Source organism: Acinetobacter sp. ACNIH2, assembly GCF_002934965.1.
In the GTDB taxonomy this organism is placed as follows: domain Bacteria; phylum Pseudomonadota; class Gammaproteobacteria; order Pseudomonadales; family Moraxellaceae; genus Acinetobacter; species Acinetobacter tandoii.
This window is the reverse complement of sequence record NZ_CP026412.1, coordinates 3,691,920-3,713,936: the sequence shown is the minus strand read 5'-3', so window position 1 is coordinate 3,713,936 and position 22,017 is coordinate 3,691,920. Positions and strand designations below refer to the sequence as shown.

The 22,017-nt window shown below is 39.7% G+C and carries 24 protein-coding genes and 1 pseudogene; 22 read left to right on the top strand and 3 right to left on the bottom strand.

Annotated features, from left to right (window positions below):
* Positions 1–218: 218 nt before the first annotated feature.
* Genes C3F34_RS17765 through C3F34_RS17755 form a run of 3 tightly spaced genes read right to left on the bottom strand, consistent with a single transcriptional unit; the run spans position 219 to position 4,729 of the window.
* The gene (locus C3F34_RS17765; protein WP_104442224.1) at positions 219–1,529 is read right to left on the bottom strand and encodes a peptidylprolyl isomerase; all 1,311 of its coding nucleotides are present in this window, start codon (positions 1,527–1,529) and stop codon (positions 219–221) included.
* A gap of 54 nt (positions 1,530–1,583) precedes the next feature.
* Positions 1,584–2,246, bottom strand: coding sequence for an IS1595 family transposase (locus tag C3F34_RS17760; RefSeq protein ID WP_104440784.1), 663 nt, complete (start codon positions 2,244–2,246; stop codon positions 1,584–1,586).
* A gap of 38 nt (positions 2,247–2,284) precedes the next feature.
* Positions 2,285–4,729, bottom strand: a complete 2,445-nt coding sequence (locus tag C3F34_RS17755; RefSeq protein WP_104442223.1) for an LPS-assembly protein LptD — start codon at positions 4,727–4,729, stop codon at positions 2,285–2,287.
* 120 nt (positions 4,730–4,849) lie between these two features.
* Here C3F34_RS17755 and C3F34_RS17750 point away from each other — a divergent pair, with 120 nt between their 5' ends.
* The 22 genes and pseudogenes from C3F34_RS17750 to tadA all read left to right on the top strand — a co-directional run bounded on the left by C3F34_RS17750 (position 4,850) and on the right by tadA (position 22,011).
* A complete protein-coding gene (locus C3F34_RS17750; RefSeq protein ID WP_016167669.1) occupies positions 4,850–5,866 on the top strand; it encodes an aminoglycoside phosphotransferase family protein in 1,017 nt (338 codons plus the stop codon).
* Positions 5,863–6,552 (top strand): N-acetylmuramate alpha-1-phosphate uridylyltransferase MurU, encoded by a 690-nt coding sequence (gene murU / locus C3F34_RS17745; protein ID WP_016167670.1) that lies wholly within the window; start codon positions 5,863–5,865, stop codon positions 6,550–6,552. Before C3F34_RS17750 ends, murU begins: the two co-directional genes overlap by 4 nt.
* Positions 6,553–6,637: 85 nt before the next feature.
* Entirely contained in the window at positions 6,638–7,270 is a 633-nt protein-coding gene (gene rsmG / locus C3F34_RS17740) for a 16S rRNA (guanine(527)-N(7))-methyltransferase RsmG (protein WP_104442222.1), read from the top strand.
* Between the two features lie 25 nt (positions 7,271–7,295).
* Positions 7,296–8,078, top strand: coding sequence for a ParA family protein (locus C3F34_RS17735; RefSeq protein ID WP_016167672.1), 783 nt, complete (start codon positions 7,296–7,298; stop codon positions 8,076–8,078).
* On the top strand, positions 8,075–8,962 hold the full coding sequence (locus C3F34_RS17730; RefSeq protein ID WP_044740039.1) for a ParB/RepB/Spo0J family partition protein: 888 nt from the start codon (positions 8,075–8,077) through the stop codon (positions 8,960–8,962). Before C3F34_RS17735 ends, C3F34_RS17730 begins: the two co-directional genes overlap by 4 nt.
* A gap of 26 nt (positions 8,963–8,988) precedes the next feature.
* Entirely contained in the window at positions 8,989–9,627 is a 639-nt protein-coding gene (locus tag C3F34_RS17725) for a MotA/TolQ/ExbB proton channel family protein (protein ID WP_044740038.1), read from the top strand.
* Positions 9,628–9,635: 8 nt separating this feature from the next.
* Positions 9,636–10,058, top strand: coding sequence for an ExbD/TolR family protein (locus tag C3F34_RS17720; protein WP_016167675.1), 423 nt, complete (start codon positions 9,636–9,638; stop codon positions 10,056–10,058).
* Positions 10,058–11,785: a lipid A export permease/ATP-binding protein MsbA gene (msbA, locus tag C3F34_RS17715; protein ID WP_044740037.1), complete on the top strand. Its 1,728-nt coding sequence runs from the start codon at positions 10,058–10,060 to the stop codon at positions 11,783–11,785. Before C3F34_RS17720 ends, msbA begins: the two co-directional genes overlap by 1 nt.
* A gap of 2 nt (positions 11,786–11,787) precedes the next feature.
* Positions 11,788–12,792: a tetraacyldisaccharide 4'-kinase gene (gene lpxK / locus C3F34_RS17710; RefSeq protein ID WP_044740036.1), complete on the top strand. Its 1,005-nt coding sequence runs from the start codon at positions 11,788–11,790 to the stop codon at positions 12,790–12,792.
* Positions 12,793–12,801: 9 nt separating this feature from the next.
* Positions 12,802–13,563, top strand: a complete 762-nt coding sequence (kdsB, locus tag C3F34_RS17705) for a 3-deoxy-manno-octulosonate cytidylyltransferase (RefSeq protein WP_104442221.1) — start codon at positions 12,802–12,804, stop codon at positions 13,561–13,563.
* 12 nt (positions 13,564–13,575) lie between these two features.
* Positions 13,576–14,562 carry a DNA polymerase III subunit delta' gene (locus C3F34_RS17700; protein WP_104442382.1) on the top strand — a complete coding sequence of 329 codons (987 nt, stop codon included), beginning with the start codon at positions 13,576–13,578 and terminating at the stop codon, positions 14,560–14,562.
* 11 nt (positions 14,563–14,573) lie between these two features.
* Positions 14,574–14,915: a PilZ domain-containing protein gene (locus tag C3F34_RS17695; RefSeq protein WP_016167680.1), complete on the top strand. Its 342-nt coding sequence runs from the start codon at positions 14,574–14,576 to the stop codon at positions 14,913–14,915.
* Between the two features lie 25 nt (positions 14,916–14,940).
* Positions 14,941–15,714, top strand: coding sequence for a TatD family hydrolase (locus C3F34_RS17690; RefSeq protein ID WP_044740034.1), 774 nt, complete (start codon positions 14,941–14,943; stop codon positions 15,712–15,714).
* A 54-nt stretch (positions 15,715–15,768) separates the two neighbouring features.
* Complete coding sequence (locus C3F34_RS17685; RefSeq protein WP_016167682.1) at positions 15,769–16,368, top strand: TetR/AcrR family transcriptional regulator; 600 nt, start codon at positions 15,769–15,771, stop codon at positions 16,366–16,368.
* Between the two features lie 11 nt (positions 16,369–16,379).
* Entirely contained in the window at positions 16,380–16,931 is a 552-nt protein-coding gene (locus tag C3F34_RS17680; protein WP_104442220.1) for a prepilin-type N-terminal cleavage/methylation domain-containing protein, read from the top strand.
* Entirely contained in the window at positions 16,921–17,292 is a 372-nt protein-coding gene (gspI, locus tag C3F34_RS17675) for a type II secretion system minor pseudopilin GspI (protein WP_104442219.1), read from the top strand. Before C3F34_RS17680 ends, gspI begins: the two co-directional genes overlap by 11 nt.
* A 2-nt stretch (positions 17,293–17,294) precedes the next feature.
* Positions 17,295–17,921, top strand: a complete 627-nt coding sequence (gene gspJ / locus C3F34_RS17670; RefSeq protein ID WP_044740030.1) for a type II secretion system minor pseudopilin GspJ — start codon at positions 17,295–17,297, stop codon at positions 17,919–17,921.
* 41 nt (positions 17,922–17,962) lie between these two features.
* Positions 17,963–18,909 (top strand): annotated as a pseudogene (gene gspK, locus C3F34_RS17665) (type II secretion system minor pseudopilin GspK).
* Between the two features lie 108 nt (positions 18,910–19,017).
* Positions 19,018–19,614, top strand: coding sequence for a 6-pyruvoyl trahydropterin synthase family protein (locus tag C3F34_RS17660; protein WP_044740028.1), 597 nt, complete (start codon positions 19,018–19,020; stop codon positions 19,612–19,614).
* Positions 19,615–19,656: 42 nt separating this feature from the next.
* Complete coding sequence (gene ung, locus C3F34_RS17655; protein ID WP_104442218.1) at positions 19,657–20,370, top strand: uracil-DNA glycosylase; 714 nt, start codon at positions 19,657–19,659, stop codon at positions 20,368–20,370.
* Positions 20,367–21,491 carry an enoyl-CoA hydratase/isomerase family protein gene (locus tag C3F34_RS17650; RefSeq protein WP_104442217.1) on the top strand — a complete coding sequence of 375 codons (1,125 nt, stop codon included), beginning with the start codon at positions 20,367–20,369 and terminating at the stop codon, positions 21,489–21,491. Before ung ends, C3F34_RS17650 begins: the two co-directional genes overlap by 4 nt.
* Positions 21,492–21,495: 4 nt before the next feature.
* Positions 21,496–22,011 (top strand): tRNA adenosine(34) deaminase TadA, encoded by a 516-nt coding sequence (gene tadA / locus C3F34_RS17645; RefSeq protein ID WP_044740025.1) that lies wholly within the window; start codon positions 21,496–21,498, stop codon positions 22,009–22,011.
* Positions 22,012–22,017 lie beyond the last annotated feature (6 nt).

Here is a 22,017-nt window from a genome sequence, read left to right as displayed (position 1 = left end):
TTGATATTCATTAAAAAAAGCCTCTCAAATGAGAGGCTTTTTTTTTTAATAAAACATGTGGGAATTTAAGAAATTGTTCGGGATAGATTTTATAGGATCAGGTTGATGCAAAATTAACAATAAGTATAGAATGCGTACAAAATTTTTATAAATGGCAAATGAATTACATAACTGTAGTAAAAAAAGCCAGTCATTTGACTGGCTTTTCAAGTTACCAATTAAGATGTTTTATTGTTCTTACGATCCAAGTTTGGGTCTTTAATTTCAACAAAAGCATTATTACGAATTTCACGTAACCAACTATCTAATTCGGCATCAAATTGGCGCTCACCTAGAATTTGGCGAGCCATGCGCTCTTGATATTCCTGTGTCATATCTTGCTGGCGCGTCTCAGTCACTTGAAGAATATGCCAACCAAACTGGGTCTGGAAGGGTTGGCTAATTTGACCTACAGGAGTGCTCTTCATTTGCTCTTCAAATTGAGGAACCATCATACCTGGGCTTACCCAACCTAAGCTACCGCCATCACGAGCAGAGCCAGAATCATTTGAGAATGTAGCTGCCAACACTGCAAAATCTTCACCCGCTTTAAGTCGGTTGTAAATGCTATCAATCATTTGTTTGGCGCTTTCAGGACTTACAACTTCAGAAGTTTGAATCAAAATATGACGCGTCTGATATTGTGGAATAATGGCTTTTTGTTCAGACCCTTTGCGTTCTAATAGCTTAATCACATGAATACCATCACGTGCGGTAATCAGTTCACTGGTTTGGCCAACTTGGAGTGGAGTAACACGTGCAGCAAGTTCAGTGGGAATTTCAGAAAGATTTCTGAACCCCATATCTGCACCTTCAACTTTAACGCTGTTGGTACTGAATTGCTTGCTAATCGCTGCAATATCATCGCTGCTGGCTAAAGCAGTGCGTACTTGTTTGGCAACGGCTTCTACATTGCTGTCACCCGCTATACGCGCATGAATGACATGAACTTGGCTGCCCAGAGCCGCTTGTCCTTGCGGGGTTTTAAGGAAATTGGCAACGTCTTGATCGCTAATTTTAATACGTGACATCACAATCTGTTGGCGTAAACGAGTGATCGCTAAATCTTCTGCAATACGTTTGCGGAGAGATTCGTAGGTGCCTGGTGCCATTTTGTCTAACTTTTGCTGGAATGCTTCTAACGAGTTGATTCCAGATTGATTGGCTACTTTAAGCACAGCTTCATTTAAGCTCTTTTCATCGGCTTTAATGTTATAGCGTTTTACTTGCTCTAATTGAGTTTGACGTAAGATAAGTTGCTCGAGTGCTTGTTGCTCAAGATACTGCTCTGGCGGAACAGGGCGCTTTTGAGCTTCTAATTGATGTTTAGCTTCGGCAACATTCTGCTGTAAATCACTGCGTAAAATGACACTGTTGTCGACAACTGCTACAACTTCATCTGAAGTTTGGGCAAATGTCGGCATTGATGAAGAAAGGGCAATTGCTAGTGCAGTCGCCTTAAAGAATTGTTTTAACTGTTTTGTCTTCATTAACATCGTGTCCAAATTAATTAAGGCTCTAGACTAGCAGATTTATACTTAATTTTATCTAATGATGTTCCACAACTCAGTTGCTAACTCATTAGGTTCTCTCATCCAACGCCATTCAGACTCCTTCAGATGGTAGTCAAAATAATCTTTTGAGATACCATTGAACTTGGATAATCTTCGTTTACAGAAACTCCAAAATGATTCTATTCCATTTATGTGACATTGTCCTCTAGCAAACTCATTTGCTCCGTGATTTACCCTGAAATGCTTTGAATAACCAACATCAACTAGACCATTATAGCCTCGCCATCCATCACTATAAATGACACTTTCTAGTGCCACCTTACCTAAGATAACCTTTTGTAAAGTCTTCATTTTACAGTCAGGAACGATTTCAGTATAAACACGCCCATCCCGTTCAAATATTCCAAATACGGGTTGTTTTAAAGTGCCACGACCACGTTTTAACTTCCCATGAAAACCACGTTGTCGTTTAGCGCCAAAATAGCTTTCATCCACTTCAATAGAACCTACAAATTTAGTTCTTAAATCTGTTTGATGATCATAAATAGCTTCCCTAAAAAGCATGTACCAATAGTTGATCGTATTACGATTTAAATTGAGTAATAATGCAGTTTTAGAAGCGGGTATATCAATGCAAAAGCATTGAATGATTTTTTTAATCTTGTAGTGGCTTAATTTACTGTTTTTAATCATGATTACAGACCAACATAACTAGTCTGCTAGTCTAGAGCCTAATTAATATGATCGTAACCTAAAATTCGATTTTCAAGCATGGATGCCAGTTTATTATTAAAACCAGCTAAACCTTTCAGGTTAATTTCAGCCATAAAAGCACGTTTTGGTTTAACGCTAGAATCGCTTACATCATCCAAGTCGTTGTAGTAAGAACGTCCGTAGAGAGAAAGCCCCCAACAGCACGATTCGTAATTCACACCGAGTAAGTATTCACGCGCAACATTATTGTCCATGTCATATTGAGCGTGGCCCATAATACGCCAGTTGTTGTGAATAGGTTGTATAAATGATGCAACAAATTGGTCATATTTATCTTGGCGGTTAGCAATTTCCTTGCGATAGAAATAACCTGCACTATAAATATTCCCTTGGTCGCCCATGTAGTAAATTTGCACATCACGTTGAGCATTGTCTCCATTTGCCATCCAAGCTGAGTTGGCGCTTACACGATAATGCTGCGAGAGTTGGCTTGAAAGACTAACGATTGGGCCCGTATGTGATTCTGTATTTAACTCATCTGTTGTGCCATCTAAAGTGACTCGGCGATCATCAAAATAGAAACTTTGGCCTACGCTCGCTTTGATGCGTTCTAAGCCAATATCATCAAATAAGCTATAACTTAAGCCCAATGATAAGAAATTGTTGTCCTCTAAACGGTCATGACCATAGAAACGTCTTGAACTAAACAATTGATCATAGTTGATTGAGGCGCTAATAGTGTCGAAGTTTGGATAATCCGCTTGATTTTCATAAGGCGAATATGCATAGAAGGCACGTGGTGTAATGGTTTGTAAGTATTTGCCATCTTTTTCGAATGTTAAACCAGTGTCCAAGCTAAATTGCGGAACGACGACAGATTTGTTTTGGTCAGCATTACTGACACTTGTGGTCTGATTCTGCTGTGCTGTAATCGTGTCTTGGTCGTAGAAGGTATTAATACTGCGTACCGATACTTCTGGGATAACAAACGACCAAGGATTGCGGTAATTGTAGCGTACAGCAAAATCGTTATAGAACCTTGTGCCGCTTGGTTCTGAAGTTGCTGAGGTTGTACTGCCAATATTCTTTTTGAAATAAGCAGTGTCGTTATTAAATTCATACTGGAAACCTTGTGGATTTCCACCTTTGTAGGTGAGTAAGAATTGAGGTAAACGCGCGTAAGGACGCTTTTCATCGGAAACTGATTTATCTAAGGTCTGGAAATCTTCGACTTTTAGCTGAGCCGTCAGACCTGGGATGCCGTTTTTGTAATTAAGTTCCCAAGCGCGGCGTAAGTTCAGGTCGGTTTTGGTGTTTGGATTATTATTTAGGTCGGTAAAGTAGTCTTTATCCGATGCATAGTTGTATTCAAGGTTGGTTGAGAAGCTGTCGTTGATTTGCCATTTGTGGATAACGTGCAAATCTTTACGATCCTGATTTTTATAGCTCTCATCTGAAGGTAAATAGCCACCCCAAATTTTACCTTCACCAAAGTTTTCTGTTAAATAACGGAACTCAGCATCTATCATGGCGCCACGGTCGCTCATATAGCGTGGTGTCAGTGTGGCATCATAATTCGGTGCAAGGTTTAAATAAACAGGAACTGAAAACTCGATACCACCATCGTTGGTATAGCCAAAACCAGGAGTCAGAATTCCTGTAGTTCGACGGTCATCAATCGGAAAGTTGAAATATGGTACAGCTAAAACAGGAACATCCTTCACATATAACTTAGTGCCTTTGGTAACACCACGTCCAGTGTCTTGATTCAATTCAATTGTATTGGCTTGAATTTTCCAAGTTGGTTTTTGTTCTGGTGGGCAAGTGCTATAGGTGGCATTGCTTAATACGACAACATTTTCAGAGGTGCGAGCAATTTTGGCTGCATGACCATGTGCATGTTGTTCTTCGGCAATGTAGTAACTGTTATTTAAATCACCCTGTTGGGTTTTCAAATTATAATTGATTTGGTCACTTTGCGCCAAAAGACCAGCTTGCGCCATTTGCACACGTCCTTGCGCATTGGCGAAAGTTTGTGTTTTATCAATGGTAATTTTATCGGCACGAATTTGACGTCCTTCTTGATCTATCAGAACATTACCTTCAAGAACAGAATCACCGTTCGGGTCATAATGACCATAATCGGCCGTAACCACGGATGTTGCTTTGCTTGGATCAACCGCTGTTGTGTTTGAAGCAATTGGAGTGACCCAAGCTCCTTGACAATAAGCTGCACTTAGTGATTTCCCCTGGCGTTGCTGTGCTTCAGGTGCAGATTTGTCGACATAGTATTGTTCAAAAAAATGCTGCCCCGCATAGGCTTCATTTATACTTGCTTTCAGTTGTTCATTGGTTAGGGATGAAACAGTATTAGATGTATCTGCGTATGCCGTAATCGAGCTTCCGCATAAGAGGCTGAAAATAGCAGTCGCTAAAGGATTGAATTTAAACTGATGCTTCATTTGTATCATTAACCAAGTATGCTTAATCGCAATTAATTATTGTCGCATCATAGAGAAAAAGTTGATAAGTGGCTACACTTAGCACTTTAAAAACTCAGCCTGTATTAGAATTTATCGCAAATGAATACACAACGTGAACAATTGATACAAACATGGATTACATCTGTACTTGGTTCAGATCAATTTGAAATTAATTTTTTAGCAGGTGATGCCAGCTTCCGTCGTTATGCACGAATCAATTTGAATCATAAAACATTTATGTTGATGGATGCACCTCCTGAGAAAGAAGATTGTGTACCTTTTGTGTCGATTGATGAATTTTTTGATGCACATGGTGTACGTGTACCCCATATTGTGGCGAAAGATTTAGAGCAAGGTCTGTTGTTGCTTGAAGATTTTGGCGATGTGTTGTTATCAACCCAGTTAGATGAAAACACCGTCGATGCACATTATGAGCAAAGCTTTAAACAGTTGATTCAATTACAGTCAATTAATGGTGAGGGACATTTCCCCGCATATTCTTATGAAAAGTTAATGACTGAAATGTCGTTATTAACCGATTGGCTGCTGCCAAGTTTACAGATTCAACCTTCGGAAGAGGAATCTGCGCTGATTAAAAGAACATTTGCGATTTTAGCTAATGCTGCTTTGGCCCAGCCACAAGTGATTGTACATCGTGATTTCCATAGTCGTAATCTCATGCTTTTGGCAGACGAGCAAGAGCAAGGTGTGATCGACTTTCAAGATGCGGTGATTGGTGCAGATACTTATGATCTAATTTCAATTACGCGTGATGCTTATGTACAGTGGGATCCTGTGCGCGTGTATGGTTGGTTTAAAGTGTTTTATGACTTATTGCCTGTTTCTGCGAAAGAAGGTCGTGACTTTGAGCAGTTTAAGCAAGATGCAGACCTAATGGCGATTCAGCGCCACATCAAGATTTTAGGCATTTTTGTACGTTTGTTTGAACGCGATGGAAAATCGGGGTATCTCAAAGATTTACCGCGAGTGATGTGGTATTTGCTGGAAGAAAGCAAGCCATATGCAGAATTACAACCATTTATGCAGTTCATTCGGGTTAAAGTTATGCCAAAATTTGAACAAAAATATGGCAAATACGAGGTCGTTGCTGCATGAAAGCCATGATTTTAGCTGCGGGATTGGGCAATCGGATGCGTCCCTTAACGCTGTATAAACCTAAGCCTTTACTCGAAGTTGGTGGTAAGCCACTGATTGTATGGCATATTGAAAAACTCAAAGAAATTGGTGTGACAGACATCGTGATCAATTCTGCATGGTTGGCTGATGTGTTGATTGGTGCATTAGGTGATGGCTCGCAATTTGGTGTAAATATTTTGTGGACACGCGAAGAAGAAGGTTTAGAAACAGCGGGTGGCATTATTAATGCATTGCCTTTATTGGGAACAGAACCTTTTATTCTAGTCAATGGTGATGTCTGGACGACCTTTGACTTTGCTTCATTACTGGAAATACAACTTGATCAGGATTTGGCGCATTTGGTCTTTGTGAAAAATCCCCCACAGCATTTACAGGGTGATTTCACATTGGTGAATGGACGAGCATATACTTTTGAACAAGCACAGCAAGGCGAAGATTTAACCTATAGTGGTGTGGCTGTTTTACATCCGCAGATGTTTGCTGGCTTGGAAAATGGTAAACGTCCTTTGGCGCCTTTATTGAAACAGGCGATGCTGGATGGTCGAGTTTCTGCAGAAAAAATGCATGCTTCATGGGTTGATGTGGGCACGCCAGAGCGTTTAACTGCTCTAGATTTGCAGATTCGACAAGGCATGTATGCTTAAGTGAATATTCACTAAGCACAAGCCACTATGACTTCATGGATAAATCGGTATACTTCACCTAACATTTTCGAGACGTTAATTGTATATGCACATGTTTTTTCAAGAACTAAAGCAGGGTAGTCAAACTTTAGGTTTAGAGCTCAGCGAAGAGACTTTAAATTTATTACTCAAATACCAAGACGCTTTAGTCCTTTGGAATAAGGCGTATAACTTGACAGCAATTCGTGATCCTAAAGAAATGCTGGTCAAGCATTTGCTTGATAGCCTCAGTATTTTAAAAGACTTGCCAGAAGGTCGCTTGCTCGATATTGGTACTGGTGGTGGTATGCCAGGCATGATCATTGCATTATGTCAGCCTGAACGTAGCTGTGTGTTATTAGACTCGAACGGTAAAAAAATTCGTTTCTTAAAGCAGTTTATTGCAGACTTAAAATTAAAAAATGTGGTTGCTGTACAAACGCGTGTTGAAGATGAAGGTAGTATTCAAAATTTAGGAAAGTTTGATGTCATTACCAGTCGAGCATTTGCTTCGCTGACTGACTTTGTAACTGCATCTAAGCCATATATGCATGAAAAGAGCATCATTGCATCAATGAAAGGTTTGATTCCTCAAGATGAAATTATCGCGTTAAAAGATGAATATAGTTGTGAAGTGATTGAGTTAAAAGTACCTCGATTAGATGAGCAGCGCCATTTATTATTATTGAAACAGATTTAATTATTTTCGAAGGACTGGGGTTACCATGGCTCAAATTATTGCGATTGCGAACCAAAAAGGTGGTGTAGGGAAAACCACAACCGCAGTTAATTTGGCAGCATCATTAGCCGTGCTGAAAAAAAGAGTTTTACTTGTGGACATGGATTCACAGGGTAACGCCACAATGGGGTCAGGCATTCAAAAGAATGACCTATTATATTCAGTAACAGATGTACTTTTGGGTGAAGTGCCAATTGAAACGGCAATTACCAAAGCAGAAGTAGGTTATAAAGTTCTTGGGGCAAACCGAGATTTGGCGGGTGTAGAGCTTGCAATTGCCGAGCAAGAAGGTCGTGAGTTCATTTTGCGTGATGCTTTACAAAGTATTGATCATGCATTTGATTATATTATTGTGGACTGTGCGCCAAGTTTAAGCTTAATTACAGTAAATGCATTAGCTGCCGTTCAAGGTGTCATTATTCCAATGCAATGTGAATATTATGCATTAGAAGGCTTGGCAGACTTAACTCAGACCATTGACCGTATTCAACAAGCTTTGAATCCGCAGTTAGAAGTTGTGGGTGTGTTACGCACCATGTATGACGGTCGTAATGCTTTAACCCGTGATGTATCAGCTGAATTAGAGCAGTATTTTGGTAAAAAGCTATATGATTGTGTGATTCCGCGTAATGTACGTTTGGCTGAAGCACCTGCTCACGGTTTACCGATTATTTATTTTGAAAAAAGTTCCAAGGGTGCAGTTGCCTATTTAAATTTAGCAGCTGAGATTTTAAAGAAAAGCAAAGTGAAGAAAGGAAGTAAAGCATGACCTTAAAAAAACGCGGACTTGCCAAAGGTCGTGGTTTGGATGCCTTACTTGGGTCAATCCAAAAAGAAAAACTACAACTTGAAGTGCAAGCATTAGATCATGGTCAGCTAAAACAAATTGATGTTAATTTGCTTAGACGTGGCGAATATCAACCGCGTCGATTTATTCAGGAAAATGATTTACAAGAATTGGCTGCATCCATTAAAAAGCATGGCGTGATGCAACCGATTGTGATTCGTCCGATTGCCGATGAAGAGTACCCGTACGAGATCATTGCGGGTGAGCGTCGTTGGCGTGCAGCTCAATTGGCGGGATTGACTGAAATTCCAGCATTAGTTCGTGATTTGAATGATCAAGTCGCAATTGCTTTGGCGTTGATTGAAAACATTCAACGTCAAGATTTGAACCCAATTGATCAAGCACTTGCCTTACAGCGCTTCCATGATGAATTTGGTTTAAGTCATCAAGAAATTGCAGACACTGTGGGTAAAGCACGTACCACAGTGAGTAATTTGTTGCGTTTGTTGACGCTGGCTGAATCTGTCAAAGATCTGATGCAACAAGGTCAACTTGATATGGGGCATGCGCGAGCAATTCTGACTTTGAAGGCAAAAGAACAAATAAAAGTCGCAGAGTTGGTGATTGCTAAAAGCTTATCGGTACGTCAAACAGAGCAACTTGTACGTGATTTGACTGCACCAAAAACTGAAAAAGCGAAAACTGACATTGCACCAGATTTACAGCAGCTTACACAGCGTTTAGCTGAGCGCTTTAGTGCAGATGTAAAAATTGATCATAATAAACAGGGTAAAGGCAAACTCGTGATTCATTATCATTCACTCGATGAGTTGGATGGTATTTTGAATATTTGTTTAGCTGATTAATATTTTAAAATTCTTGGGGAAGAATAATGTGGGAATTAGTAAAAGCTGGTGGATGGTTAATGATTCCACTGGTTTTGTGTTCCATTTTTACAGTAGCGATCACGATTGAGCGTTTTATTCGTTTGAAACGTTCAATGGTATTACCAAAAGAGTTGTTGTTGAGTGGTGGGCAGGATGTACATCAAGTCGTACAACAATTACAAAATAATCAAAACTTGCAGTTAAGTAGTCTAGGACGCATTTTAGTTTCTGGTTTAAATAGCCAAAAGCAAACAGAGCAATATGCACGTGCGCAAATGGAAGCAACAGCATCACAAGAAATTGGTTTTTTAGAAAAAAATATTAATTTCTTAGGCACTTTAAGTGCGGTTGCGCCACTCTTGGGATTATTGGGAACAGTTGTGGGGATTATTGAATCCTTTTTAGTAATTGATATGGGAAGCAACAGTAACCCAACCATGATGATTCCAGGGATTTCAAAAGCTTTAATTACCACAGCTGCGGGCATGTTGATCGCAATTCCAGCTTTATTTGCCTATCGTTATTTTCAGCGTTTGGTACAGGAATATGTAGCAGAATTAGAGCAGCAATCTACCTTATTTCATGCAGCACTTTACTACCAAAACTCTGCTGTTGAAGAGCAAGAACTTCGTAAAGCAGGCTAAGGTGAAATATGAAATTCAAGCGTAGGCAAGTTGAAGATATTCATATTAATTTGACACCAATGATTGACTGTTTATTGTTTATCTTGGTGTTTTTACTGTTATCGACCACATTTAATCAGTTTAGTCGCATGAACCTGACGTTGCCCGATGCGCAAGGCGTTCCACCGAAGCAATACAATCAAAAGATTGAAGTGATTGTGGACTCTTCAGGGCACTATGCCGTGAATGGACAGGCCTTATCGAGTAAAGAAGTTGCTGATTTAAGTACTGCAATTAAACAGATCTCTAATGAGCGACGTGATTTAATGTTTGTGATTGCTGCTGATGCAAAAGCTACGCATCAAGATGTCATCCGTGTCATGGATGTTGCAGGGCAACTCGGTTTTGTGAATATTAATATCAGTACCAAAGTACCATCTCGAGGTTATTAGTGAATCAGGATTTCAAGGTCTATCTGCGTCTTCTGAGCTATCTGAAGCGATTTTGGGGCGTAGCGATTTTAATCGTCATTGGTTTTGCTATTAACGCAGCAACCGAAGTATCAATTGCCAAGTTGCTGGAAAAAATTATTACAGCCATTCAACATCGGGATCAGGGTTTTACCAACCTTATCCCATTTTTGGTTGTGTTATTGATGTTCTTTCGAGGTGTAGGCTCCTTCATTGGTGGCTATTTTACGGCGGTTATTTCACGAAATTTAGTTTTTGATATTCGTCAGGAAGTGTTTGCCAAGCTATTACGTTTGCCTTCGCAATACTACTTAGACAATACCAGTGGACACATTACCGCCAAAATTATGTATAACGTGGAGCAGCTCACCGCTGCTTCATCTGAATCGCTAAAGACCATTGTTCAACAGGGCTTAATTACCTTGGGGTTGTTGGGATATTTGATTTATACCAACTGGCGCTTAACCTTAATTATTCTGATTTTCGCGCCATTAATTGGTTTGTTGATTCGTAAAGCATCAAAACGTATGCGTAAATTGTCATTACAAGTGCAAGACACGATGGGTGACGTTAACCATGTCGTGCAAGAAACGGTCAATGGTAATGTGGTGGTGAAAGGTTTTGGTGGACAAGCTTATGAACAAGAGCGTTTTAAAGCGACATCAGTTGAAAACCTAAAACGTGGTTTGAAAATGGTTGTGGTACAGCAGTTGAACAGCCCAGTAGTGCAGTTCATTATGTCCATTGCTATGAGTATTATTATGTGGATTGCCTTGCGTCCTGAAATTTTGCGAGATACCACAGCGGGCGAATTCGTTGCCTATATTACTGCTGCAGGTATGCTAAGTAAGCCAATTAAAGCTTTAACCGATGTGAATGAAAAACTGCAACGTGGTATGGCGGCTGCGCATTCAGTTTTTGAATTAATTGATTTACCAGAAGAAGAAAATACGGGGACTTTAACACCAGTATTACAAGGTAATATCCAGTTTAAGGATGTTAACTTGGTTTATTCTGATGGTCATCATGCCATTCATGATTTTAATCTGCAGGTTAAAGCAGGTGAAACGGTTGCATTGGTTGGACGGTCGGGTGCAGGTAAAACATCTTTAGTCAACTTGTTGCCACGTTTTCAAGAGTTAAGTTCGGGTCAGCTATTGTTGGATCAATATCCAATTGATGACATCGAAGTGAATTGTTTGCGTTCGCAAATTGCGATGGTGAATCAGCAAGTTGTGTTATTTAACCGTACAGTGCGTGAAAATATTGCCTATGGTTTATTGCAAGATGCAACTGATGAGCAAGTGATTGCTGCTGCAAAAGCCGCTTATGCACATGATTTTATTATGGCATTACCACAAGGTTATGCTACACAACTTGGTGCGCAAGGCTTAAATTTATCGGGTGGGCAAAGACAACGAATTGCAATTGCACGTGCGATTTTGAAAAATGCACCGATTTTAATTTTAGATGAAGCAACTAGTGCATTAGATAACGAATCGGAATACTTTATTCAGCGAGCGTTTGATTCAGCAATGCAAAACCGTACTACGATTGTTATTGCACATCGATTATCAACCATTGAGAATGCTGATCGAATTGTGGTGATGGATCAGGGGCGTATTGTTGAGCACGGCTCTCACGTAGAGTTAATCGAAAAACGTGGTGCATACTTCCAGTTACATCAACGTAATTTTGAGGAAAATTAAGCATGTCGGTGGCACAACTTATTCAAAATGCTTGGAATAGACAAGCAAAGTGGTTAATTGTGCTACGTCCTTTGTCATGCTTGTATCATTTTGGTTTTTGGGTGAATCAAAAGCTTTATGAAAAAGGGATAAAATCAGTTTATACAGCACCAGTGCCAGTCATGATTATTGGTAACATTACTGTGGGGGGAAGTGGAAAAACACCGCTCTTAATCCATTTAGTGAATTACTTACAGTCCCAAAATGTACGCGTAGGAATTATTAGTCGCGGTTATGGTGGCAAAGGGCCATTCCCTGCATATGTAGGGTTGGATGCTACACCAGATCAAGTGGGTGACGAACCGTGTCTGATTGTACAATCTACTGGCGCTGCGATGGCAGTGGGGTCAAATCGTCAACAAAGCATAGAGCTGTTGTTGGCTAAGCATGAGCTAGATCTCATTATTAGTGATGATGGTTTACAACATCACGCGCTTGCACGACAACTTGAATGGATTGTATTAGATCGTAATCGTGGTTTAGGTAATGAAAAATTGTTGCCTGAAGGTTATTTACGTGAACCGAAAAGCCGTTTAAATACTGGAACAGTGATTGAACATGCTGCTCAGCCTGAAACAGAGCTGAATATGCACTTAGAAGTTGCAACACCTTACTTGCTGAATGCCTATGAAGCGCGAACATTTGATCCTAAACAAGATTTTTATGCCGTTGTAGGGATTGGCTTTCCGCAGCGTTTTTACCGTACGCTTGAGTCTTTAGGTGTGCAACAGTTTCAGTGCCACGAATTTCCAGATCATTATGATTATGATCTAACAGATTTACAGTTTGAAGATACCAATCCGATTATTACTACGGAAAAAGATGCAGTTAAACTGCTGCCAATTTTAAAACATCATCCAGATTTTAATCGTGAAATTTGGGTAGTGCCCGTTGAAGCTGTACTTTCAAGTGCATGTTATCGTGTGCTCAATCAGCAATTGTCTGATTTAGGCATTTCAATTGAATAAGAGTAAATTATGAAGCATATCGTCATTCCTGCGCGTTTTTCCAGTTCAAGATTACCAGGTAAACCATTATTGGAAATTCATGGTCGTCCAATGATTTTACGTGTGGTTGATCAAGCAAAAAAAGTGCAAGGTTTTGATGATTTGTGTGTGGCGACAGACGATGCGCGTATAGCTGAAGTGTGTCGTGCGGAAGGTGTTGATGTTGTACTGACCAGTGCAGACCACCCATCGGGTACAGACCGTTTAAGTGAAGTGGCACGTTTAAAAGGTTGGGATAAAGACGATATTATTGTGAATGTGCAGGGTGATGAGCCATTATTGCCTGCGACATTGGTGAAGCAGGTGGCGGAGCTTTTGGTTGCTCAACCAGATTGTTCAATGTCCACTTTGTGTGAGCCAATACATAGTCTAGATGAATTTCAGCGTGACAGCATCGTAAAGGTGGTCAAGTCTAAGTTTAATCAGGCACTTTATTTCAGTCGTGCGACAATTCCTTATGACAGAGATGGAGCTAAACTGAGTCATCCAGAGCTGCATCAACAAGCGTTTCGTCATTTAGGTTTATATGCCTATCGTGTTAGTTTATTGCAAGAATATGTCACTTGGGACATGGGTGTTTTAGAAAAACTAGAAAGTCTTGAGCAACTACGTGTATTGGAAAATGGACATCGTATTGCCATTGCTATTGCAGAAGCAAATTTACCGCCAGGTGTAGATACGCAAGCGGACTTGGATCGTTTAAACAGCATGGGTGTTGCACATTTTGAATAAGACTGATTGATGATGCAAACCGATATTCAACCACAAGTTTTCTCATGGCAACAACATGTGTGGGACACCTTAACGGGGCGTTTCCCGCAGTTGGGGCATGGTTTATTGTTTTATGGCAAAAAAGGCTGCGGTAAAGAAGCGTTTACCCAATATTTTTTGGCGTGGATTTTGTGCCAACAACGACATCTGCATAATGCACCTTGTGGAGAGTGTGGCAGTTGTCAGTGGTTGAAATCGGATACACATCCGAATTATGTGTATATCTCTACGGACGAAGAAAATAAAAAGCAAAATGCCAAAATTAAGATTGAAAAAATCCGAGAATTATTGCCATTTGTACAGCAAACCGTAGATGGTTGGCGGGTGATCGTGATTGAACCCGCCGAAGCTTTAAACACGGCATCTGCAAATGCACTGTTAAAAACCTTAGAAGAGCCGGGTGATCGTATTGTCATTATTTTGATGGCTGAACATTATTTAAAATTACCAGCGACCATTCGTAGTCGACTGCAACATTTTGCGCTGGATCGAATTGGTACAGAACAAACTCAGGCGTATTTGTCAGCACATCTTGCTTCTGAATTGACACCGGAGCAATTGCAGCTGTTGTTGAATCTGTCGAATGATATGCCCTTGCAAGCGCTAGAATTGGCACAAAGTCAATGGTTGAATTTACGTCAAGATTTTTTAAATGATTGGCAGAAATTGGTACAGGATAAAAATATGCCTATGGCTATTGCGACCAAATGGCAGAAAGCCTTGCCCTTTGATGATTTTAGTCGCATGTTTGAATACTTGTTGGCTGACCTGATTTGTGTCAAGCTAAATCAACCAATAAAAAATATAGATTTGGAATTGGTGCAGCTTTCTGAGCAATATTCTTTAGAAACGCTTTTTAATTTGTATTCAGATTTACAACAGTCCAAACAGTTTATTGAGCAAAACGTACAAACAAATTTAGTACTCGATCAACTGTGTATAAAACTAATGAATGTTTAAAGGGGAAAACAATGCAACCACGTATGGGCGGTATTATTCAGGCAAATATTCCAGATAAGGAAACCTTGTACCAATCGTATATGCCTTATGTTGTAGGCGGCGGTTTATTCATTCCTTCAAAACAAGCAGTTAAGTTAGGTGATGAGGTTTTCGTACTCACGACATTGCCAGAACAATCTCAGAAAATTCCCTTAACGGGTAAAGTGATTTGGATATCACAGAAACAAAATGGCATTAAACCACAAGGTTTTGGTATGCAATTATCGGGTGAAAAAGGGGTTTACTTCAAAACCGAAGCTGAAAAAATTCTGGCAGGCTTTAAAGCTGAAGGTCGTTATAGTTACACCATGTAAAGTGGTTGAAAAATAGGAAAAAATTGTGTTTGTAGACACTCATTGTCATTTAACTATGCTAGATCTAACTCCATATGATGGAAATTTGGATATGGCATTGGCACAAGCCCGCGAAGCAGGTGTAACCAAATTCATGGGTATCTCGGTCGATTTAGATGACCATATTGCTTTAGCGCAAATTGCAGCAAGACATGCTGATGTGGGTTATACCGTGGGTGTGCATCCATGTGAAGATGCGGCGACCATGGCGCGAGCAACAACTGAATATCTAGTTGAGTTGGCACAAGCAGAAAAGGTTTGGGCACTCGGTGAGACAGGGTTGGATTATTTTCATAGTACCGATTTTGTTCAAGCACAAAAAGAATGTTTTGCCCGTCATATTCATGCTTCTCAAATTGTGAAAAAACCAGTTGTGGTACATACCCGTTCAGCGAAACATGACACAATTGATATTATTCGTGCAGAAAAATCAACACATGGTATTTTGCATTGTTTTACAGAGGACTGGCCGACAGCGAAAGCTGTTTTAGATTGCGGCTATTATATTTCTTTCTCAGGCATTGTTTCTTTTAAAAATGCGCAGGATTTAAGAGATGTCGCAAAACAAGTTCCTTTAGATCGCGTGCTGATTGAAACGGATAGTCCATATCTGGCACCTGTGCCTTATCGTGGTAAAACAAATGAGCCAAAATATGTGCCATATGTAGCCAAAGCTTTGGCTGATGTATATGATAAGTCACTGGAAGAAATGGCATTGATTACCACACAAAATTTTGAAAACTTGCTGCAATTAAAGTAATAGATTGTGTGGCTTTAGACTGAATATAAGAATTGAAGAGAGTGTAGAGTGAAGATGGATCGTCAAGCTCAGTTTCGAGCAAGAGAAACTTTAATTTTTCAAGTGGCTGAGCAATTATTGCTAGAAAATGGTGAATCAGGCATGACACTCGATGCCTTGGCTGCTGAACTTGATTTAGCCAAAGGCACACTCTACAAACATTTTCAAAGCAAAGATGAGCTGTATATGCTGCTTATTATTCGTAATGAGCGAATGTTGCTAGAGATGATTATGGATTCGGGAAAAGCATTTCCTGAACACCTTGCATTTTTCATGCTTCATCATCTTCATCATCCTGAACGTACTGTCCTTTTTCATCAAATCGAAGAGCGCCTTTCAATTACAGGGCAAGGTATTCAGCACTTATTCAGTGAGTTATACAAAGTGCGACGTCACCGCTTGCGACTCATTATTAATATGACAGAAACCTATTTGGATTCGATTCAGAGTTTAATGTCTGTACGCGATTATCTGGCGTCAATTTGGTCTTTGACTCATGGTGCTGCTGCGATTTTGAATTCTAGCTTCTATCAGCGCTATCTTGGCTCGCGTGATACTTTACGTGTTGCTTATATTGATCAAGCTCTTGCATTACCCAAACAAGTCAATTCGTAGACATTTAAATCATGAAATACCATCAATATGCTTCGAGTCGAGGTTTTACACTGATTGAGGTAATGGTGGTCATTGTGGTTGTCGCTATTGTGACATCATTAATCATGATGAATTTTGGTGGAATTGATCAGCGTAAAGCCATGCAAGCACGTGAAATTTTCATGATGAATCTGCAACGTATTGCTCGTGAGGCGAACGATCAATCGCTTGTTTTGGCTTTGAATGTACAACCAGCAACAGATGTAAACCCTTTTCGATATACCGTTGTTGAATATCATCCTGCACAAACTGAAGTAAATATGGTTGAGAATCAGCCCACGTGGACTGAGTATTCTGCTTTTAAAATACAGTCTTTACCGGAAGATGTTAGCTTTCAAATACAATCGACAGATTATCAATATGATAAGGCACAGAATTCAACTTTGTTAGATGCTAAGGCACCCCAGTTAATTTGGTTGGGTAATGGCGAAGTTAAACCTGTCAGAATACAATTTTATTTTGCGCAGCAACCGATTGGACCTGAAATTGAAATTGACCATTTAGGTAAAATGAATGAAATCTAAAGGGTTTACACTATTAGAAGTCATGGTGGCTTTGGCGATTTTTGCAACAGCGGCAATTGCATTGACCAAAGTCGCAATGCAATATACGCAAGCAACAGCACAGGCAATTTTACGAACGAAAGCTCAGTTTGTTGCACAGAATGAAATTGCTGAAATGCAAATTAAAGGTGAATGGTTGGATGGCACTCAATCCGAACAACTTTCCCAGCAGGGTGAGCATTGGCAAGTAGAGAAAAGCGCACAATCCACAATTAGCCCAGATGTGCAACGGGTAGAAATACAAGTACGGTTGTTTAATACAGAAACTGGTAAGGCGGAAGCGGGAGTTACCCATCTGGTCTTTTTTAATAATAGAACATAATTATGCACAAACGAGCTGGTTTTACTTTGGTCGAGCTGTTAGTTGCTATTGCAATTTTTGCAGTATTATCTGCTTTGGGGTGGAAAGTTTTTGATTATTTAATAAAAGTAAAAGAACGTAATGCTCAACATGAACAAAAACTGGCGAATTTACAACAAGCCTATCAGCAGATTTTAAAAGATAGTATTCAGATTGCACCGTTGACCTCAAATATAAATGGTGAAATTGAACCTGCTTTGGTTTTGCAGAATGAACGTTTTGCTTTTAGTAAAATAGGCGTCACAGATCCGCTATTACAGGGTATTCCAGCAGAGGAACGTATCCAATATCAATATCAGGCAGATACACAACGATTAAATCGATTACGTTCACGTGGTTTAAATGCAGCAACACAGATACAACCTGAGTCGAGTGTATTGCTTGAAAATGTTGAGCAATTTCAGGTGAGAGTATTGAACCCGAATGAACTCACGACTTGGCCTGAATTTGCAGAACAGCAAGATGATTTGGTGCAAAAAAAGAAACTACCAAAGGGAATAAAAATAAATTTAACAGTCAATGGTGTGGCCTATGAATGGGTATTTAGTCTGCTGAATACAGATTATTTAGAGCAGAAACAAAAGAGTTAAAGCGCAGTCAATGTTCATGAATGCACACAATGGGATGTCAAATGAATAAGCAAAAAGGTATCGCATTAATCACGATATTGGTGATGGTGGCTTTAGCTACTATTTTGGCTGCAACGATCGGTCAACGTCAAAAGTTTACAGCAGATAATACAGCTTATTTGATGAGACAAAATCAATCATTGTGGTATGCAAAAAGTGCGGAAACTTTTTTTGCGGAAATGTTAAAAGAAGATGCTGAAAATGCAGGTGATGTGGATTATTTACAAGAAAATTGGGCAAAACCCATGCCTGCATTCCCTGTTGAAGATGGCTACGTGACTGGGCAACTCTATGACGAATCAGGTAAATTTAATCTGAATAATCTGGTAGATGATTCAGGACAAGTCAATGTGGCAGCAAAACAATGGTTCGAGCGATTACTTGTGAATGCGGGGTTAACAGCAGAATTAAGTGAAGCTGTGATTGATTGGCAAGATGCTGATAATGATAATGTAGGGCCGATGGGAGCTGAAGAAAGCTATTATCGTGGGCTTAATAATGCGTATTTGCCAGCAAATACTAAATTTCATGCGGTAGATGAGCTAAAAATGGTTCGAGGGTTTGAAGGTGAAAATTACCTGAAAATTGCACCCTACGTCAGTGCTATATCGGTGAAAGATGCCAAAGTGAATGTGAATACTGCACCTGCAATCGTATTGGCGAGTTTAGGTGAGCATTTAGATGTAAAAGCAGTCCAAGCTGCATTGGAAACCAAGCGACAGAATATGGAGCATTTTTCTAATTTAGAAGAGTTCTGGAAGTTAGAGCCTTTTAATCAGGTTAATTCGGATATACAGAGCTCAGTGCAAGGTCTACTTGGAGTCAAGTCGAGCTATTTTCGTGCCAAAATTGAAGTGATGCTCAGTGAAAGGAAGCGGAAGTTTCAGACATTTTTTTGAGAGAAGATAAGAAAATTTCAGTATTAAGTCGTTCTCTTACTCCTGAATAAGTAAATTAGAATAGACCGATCATGTTAAATGGGAAAATTAATGTGCTTTGGGTCACTTTTGTTCTATAATTAGCATTATTTCATTGATGACTGATACCATTAAGGCACATGTTAATTCGTAAGTTATTTAAGTTCGAAAATGCGCATATAGTGCGAAATTGCACATCAGATCGCTGCAAGCGTTCGATTCATGGGCATAGCTATAAAGTTGAATTATTACTTAAAGCTTCGAAGTTGGATCATGGTCAAATGGTATATGACTTTGGTTTACTTAAAGGTTTAATCAAAGATATTTTTGACAGTTTTGATCATGCAATTTGTTTTTGGCAACATGATGACTTGGAATATATTCAAGCATGTCAAAAATTTAGTGCACGTTGGGTCTCATTACCAGTTTCGCCATCAGCAGAACAGTTTTCTAGAATATTTTTCTTTTTAGCACAACAAATTTTAGCATCGACTGAAACCCAAAATGGTGAAGGTGATGTTGAAGTTTATTCTGTGATTGTGCATGAAACTGATACAGGTTATGCACAAAGCTTTTTGGAAGATATTGAAAATGAGCAAATGGGAATTTTACGCCTAGACGAAATTATATTTTCTGAGCAAGTACAATCAGAATGGACTGATCCATTCATGTACGACAAGCTGAAACAAGGCTTTAAATTCCAAAATCCAAGTGTGGATTTACAAGTAAAAATTTAATTTAAAAACTAAGAAAGAATTCAAAGGGATTAGGAAATAAGCATGTCTTATACCGATCAACAACTCTACAAGTTGGACAAAGTTCAGCTTGAAGCCAGTTGGAAATATGGACTCAGTGATTTCTTACTCAGCTCAAAAATGGATGAGTTAAGAGATTTTTTGGTGTCAGAAAAACAAGCGCAGAAAGAAATTTATCCACCGAATAGCTTGATTTTTAATGCGTTTAATATGACACCTTTAGAGCAAGTCAAGGTGGTGATTTTGGGGCAAGACCCATATCATGGACCAAATCAGGCGCATGGCTTAAGTTTTTCTGTGCAAAGAGGTGTTGCATTACCTCCATCCTTACGTAATATTTTTCATGAATTACATGCGGATGTTGGTGTAGAAATTCCTCGGCATGGCGATTTAACCCGTTGGGCGGAACAAGGGGTGCTCTTATTAAACAGTGTGCTTACCGTTGAAGCAGGTCAGCCGACTTCACATCAAAAGCGTGGTTGGGAAAATTTTACCGATCATGTTATTGATGTATTAAATGAACAACGTGAACACATCGTATTTATTCTTTGGGGCGCATATGCTCAACGTAAAGGACAAAGAATAGATCCAAATAAGCACCTCATTTTAAAAGCAGCACATCCATCTCCGTTGGCTGCAAATCGTGGTGGTTTTTTTGGATGCAAAGTTTTTTCGAAAACAAATAATTATCTCAAACATAATGGCATTGAGCCTATAAATTGGCAGCTGGACGCATGACACATTCTCCCGTAGTAAAAAATTATCATCCTGACATCCTCGTACAAGAAGCGATTAATGGCTGGCGTATTGTGCGTTTGAATCGCCCAAAGTCATTACATGCTTTAGATGAATCAATCGTCACGGCATTATTGGAAGTATTTCAAGATTTCCATCATGACGATCAAGTAAAAGCTATTTGGTTGGATTCAACCACACCAAAAGCATTTTGTGCGGGTGGAGATGTACGTAAATTGCGCCAACTGGTGATTAATGCAGAAGTTGATACGGCAAATAAATTCTTTGAACAAGAATATGCCCTTGATCTGCTTTTACATAATTATGCAAAGCCAGTATTGGTGTGGGGTGAAGGCTATGTCATGGGTGGTGGCTTAGGATTGTTTATGGCCGCTCCATTCCGTATGGTGACACCATACTCACGTTTAGCCATGCCTGAAATTAATATTGGTTTATATCCTGATGTTGGGGCTACACGTTTCTTAGCAGATCGTGGAGCGATTGGATTATTTACTGGTTTGACTGGTTCGATTATGACGGCTGCTGGTGCTTATAGTATTGGTTGGGCGACGCATATTTGTGATGCACATCGTGATAAAGTGCTAGATAAGCTCATCAATATTGATTGGGGACATTACCCAGCAGGTGATTTCCGTGCAATTGATGACACTTTGAATAGTCTACATAGACCTGTTGGACCTGGGCCATTACAAAACTCTCTGGATGTGATTCAAAGTGTTTGTCGTGGTGTGAATTTTGAACATGATTATGAGTCAATCATAGGTTTACGTGATGCGCGTAGCGATTGGTTGCGTCAAGCCAGTGAAAATTTACAAAAAGGGTCGCCTGCAACTGCTGCACTCACTTGGCTATTATGGCAATGGGGTAAGCAGATTCACTCTTGGAATGAAGTATTTGAATTAGAAACGCAAATTTCTGATTGGAAAATTCGCCATGCAGACTTTGTGGAAGGTGTACGTGCACGTTTGGTAGATAAAGATTTAGCACCTGAATGGACAAAAGGAACAGATTTGTCCCTAAAAGGAATTTTATCAGCAAACCCACCAGTAACAACGATTGAAAGCTGGAATCAATTACTGAAACAGTATGGTGTGATTACCTAATTGAATGGCTGACTTTGAACTTTATTCCGATGAATATTGGATGCAGCTTGCTTACGAGCAGGCTGCCATAGCTGCATCACAACAAGAAATTCCTGTGGGTGCTGTTTTAGTGAGTCAGAATCAAATTCTTGGAATGGGACATAATGCACCTATTTCAAAAATCGACCCAACAGCACATGCTGAAATACAAGCAATCCGACAAGCTTGCCTTAATTTGCAAAATTATCGTTTGCCTTCTGATGCAGTTCTATATGTCACTTTAGAGCCTTGTACAATGTGCGTTGGGGCATTAATACATTCGCGCGTTGCAAAGGTGGTATTTGCTGCAACCGAACCCAAAGCAGGTTCTTTGGTTAGTGCGCGTAGGTTATTGGAAACAGGTTACTATAACCATCAGTTTGAAGTGGTTTCTGGATGTTTGCAGGAACAATGTTCTCAGCAGTTGAGTGATTTCTTTAAAATGCGTCGTCAGCAGAAGAGAGAACAAAAAAGACAAGAAAAACTTCAGGGTTCAGATTAATTAAAT